1 protein-coding gene and 1 pseudogene are annotated in these 1,515 nt (G+C 55.3%); one reads left to right on the forward strand and one right to left on the reverse strand.

Annotation, left to right across the window (positions count from 1 at the left end; all coding sequences use genetic code 11):
- Window positions 1-1,113, forward strand: a 1,113-nt coding sequence (locus VGM48_RS13855; protein ID WP_331580053.1) for a M13 family metallopeptidase, incomplete at its 5' end; no start/stop codon positions are given.
- Between the two features lie 98 nt (window positions 1,114-1,211).
- Here VGM48_RS13855 and VGM48_RS13860 read toward each other — a convergent pair.
- A pseudogene (locus VGM48_RS13860) lies at window positions 1,212-1,515 on the reverse strand (arginase); the annotation flags it as partial.

Raw genomic sequence — 1,515 nt, forward strand, 5'->3', positions numbered from 1 at the left:
TACCTGCAATGGAGTATCGTACGCTCCGCCGCCCCCTTTCTCAGCAACGCCTTCGTGACCGAAGACTTTTCCTTCAGTCAGGCATTGTCAGGCCAGAAAGTGGAGACCCCCCGCTGGCAGCGTATCAGCGGCCTGATCGACCGCCAGTTGGGAGACCAGCTTGGCCAGTTGTATGTCGATAAATATTTCAGCGCAGCCGCCAAACAACGCATGCAGGAACTGGTCAACAACCTGCAGCAGACCTTCGCCGGCCGCATCCGCCGCGTTGACTGGATGAGTGACGAGACCAAACAAAAAGCGGTGGAAAAACTGCAGGCCTTTCTAAAAAAGATCGGCTACCCCGATAAGTGGAAAGACTATAGCAGCATCACGATCCGGAAAGACGACCTCCTCGGCAATGTGAGATCCTGCAGCATCTATCAATTCAACGAAAATGTAAAGCTCCTCGGCAAACCAGTGGACCGGACAAAATGGACGATGACCCCGCCCACGATCAACGCTTATTATAATCCCAGCAATAACGAGATCGTTTTCCCCGCCGGCATCCTCCAATTCCCCTTCTTCGATTTCGAGGCCGACGACGCCGTCAACTACGGCGGCATCGGGGCCGTCATCGGTCATGAAATGACCCATGGCTTCGATGACCAGGGCCGGCAGTTCGCCGCAGATGGCAACCTGAAAGACTGGTGGACAAAAGCCGATGCGGATAAGTTCAAGACAAAAGCAGACGAAGTGGTCGCACAATACAATGGCTTCACGGTCCTCGATACGCTCCATGTGAACGGACGATTGACCCTGGGCGAGAACTTAGCCGATCTGGGCGGTCTCTCCATCGCCTATGAGGCCTTCACAAAAACGCCCCAATTCAAGGAAGGCAAAAAGATCGATGGGTTCACGCCCGCGCAACGCTTCTTCCTGAACTGGGCACAGGTATGGAGAAGCAATACACTGCCCCGGACAGCCGCCCAGTTGATCCTCACCGATCCCCATTCCCCCGGTATGTATCGCGCCAACGGACCGATCAGCAATATCGATGCCTGGTATGAAGCCTTCGACGTAAAAGAAGGAGACAAAATGTATAAGCCGGCCGACCGCCGGACAAGGATTTGGTAGAGCGGGCCACGGTCCGCTGGCCGTAACCGGGCAAAGCGAAGGCCAATCATGAACGCCAACAAGAGGGCGCCGTCGGCGCCCTCTTGTTATGTACAGCACTATCCCCTTTCTTGCGCCCGCAGCCATCGCTCCGGGATCTCATTGCTGCTGGCAAGCAGGTAATCCTGGTACGAACAGGCGATATATTTATTGTCCGGCAATTGCATCCACCAACGCTGCGTCTTTTTGCTTTGCAGAAATGTAGTCTCCACCTCGGCAAACGCCGTTCGGTATTCGATAAAGAAGTCGCGCTCCGTCAACGCGGCCTCCCGGCGGCCCTTGCTCTTACCATCGATCAGGTACCAGAGCATATGACTGATCTGCCGGGCGGTAAGCTGGTCCTTGTCCCTCGCAGGCAGATAA

The organism is Puia sp. (assembly GCF_036500295.1).
In the GTDB taxonomy this organism is placed as follows: Bacteria; Bacteroidota; Bacteroidia; order Chitinophagales; family Chitinophagaceae; genus Puia.